This window comes from Microcystis sp. LE19-10.1B (genome assembly GCF_027530565.1).
In the GTDB taxonomy this organism is placed as follows: domain Bacteria; phylum Cyanobacteriota; class Cyanobacteriia; order Cyanobacteriales; family Microcystaceae; genus Microcystis; species Microcystis aeruginosa.
Genome location: NZ_JAPZQM010000599.1, coordinates 1 through 1,137, shown reverse-complemented (window position 1 = coordinate 1,137; position 1,137 = coordinate 1). Strand labels below are relative to the sequence as shown.

The window sequence follows — 1,137 nt, the reverse complement described above, 5'->3', positions numbered from 1 at the left end:
AACCCTTATATAGAAAGGCATTTGGCGATTTTTGTCAATTATTTTTGCTCTAGAGCGAACTAATCAATTAAGTCTCTTGCCAGATAAGGATTTAGTCGATTTATGCCCCCCTATCGAACCATACTAAGTAACGAAGAACCAGTAAAATGTAGCTTCAACCTCAAGATCTGGAATGGAAAATAGCGAAGTTTTCCCGCTCACAATAATATTTTCAGTTTCAGTTATTAATTCTATCGTTTTTATGTTTAGTGGCTCATCAGATAAGAATTCTTTGAATAAAAACTGAACATTTTCAGATTTAATTGTAGTATTTTTTAGCAATAAATTGCCATTCGCAATATTTCCTTGCAGTGTTTTTTCAAGGTTTTCAATAGTCATAATTGCATCTCAAAACTAAGTTAAAATATCCAGCGTAATTCCAAATTTACAGCTAATTTACTGAGTGACTCTACTTGGGAGTTGCCATTGCCTCTTCAAAAGCAGCTATCGCATGAATTAAACGGGGATCTTCCTCAATCGGGCGATCATATACCCCATCCTCCAAGGCGAGTAATTGCTGTTTTAACGCTTCTAACTCATGTCTAATAGCCCACTTTTTAGTTTCTAAATTCCCAATCTCCTCCTGCCAAGCGTTAATTTCTTTACCACGCCAATTAATCTCAATATCTAACTTTGCTTGTTCTTCTGTTCTATCAGTTCCAGGTAACGAGTGAAACCACTGCTTCCAGTGGTCAATTTCTCGTTTTCGATTCTTGGCTTGTTCTTTAGCTTTATCAATTTTGGACTTATTTTCCTCTATTTCGCCTTCTTTAGCTGAAATCTTATCATTAAGTTCGGCCTTGTTAGGTTTTCCGCTTTTTCTTTCCTCCAAAAGCTGAAATCGAACCGCATTAAGGATTTGATCTGGAGCAAGTCCAACGCCTCGACCATCGGACAGATCGTTCGATATAGAAATTTCAGGCATTTTCTTTTTCTTAGAAGTAGCAGTAACAACTTTTGGCTCTTCGTTACCCTTTATGCTAAATCAACATACAAGATGCCAAGATAACATACTTCTAACCCAAAAATTCCGAAAGTTTCTAAAGCCATAGCCTCTCCGTTTTATTAGTTTAAGTTTATTGTTGATTCCCTCGACCA

3 protein-coding genes are annotated in these 1,137 nt (G+C 36.5%); all 3 read right to left on the bottom strand.

Annotated elements, in window-relative coordinates; translation table 11 throughout:
* Positions 1–123: 123 nt before the first annotated feature.
* On the bottom strand, positions 124–378 hold the full coding sequence (locus O9332_RS21695) for a hypothetical protein (protein WP_288027367.1): 255 nt from the start codon (positions 376–378) through the stop codon (positions 124–126).
* A gap of 70 nt (positions 379–448) precedes the next feature.
* A complete protein-coding gene (locus O9332_RS21690) occupies positions 449–964 on the bottom strand; it encodes a hypothetical protein (protein ID WP_002762869.1) in 516 nt (171 codons plus the stop codon).
* Between the two features lie 60 nt (positions 965–1,024).
* On the bottom strand, positions 1,025–1,137 hold a 113-nt coding region (locus tag O9332_RS21685; RefSeq protein ID WP_071784045.1), incomplete at its 5' end, for a transposase.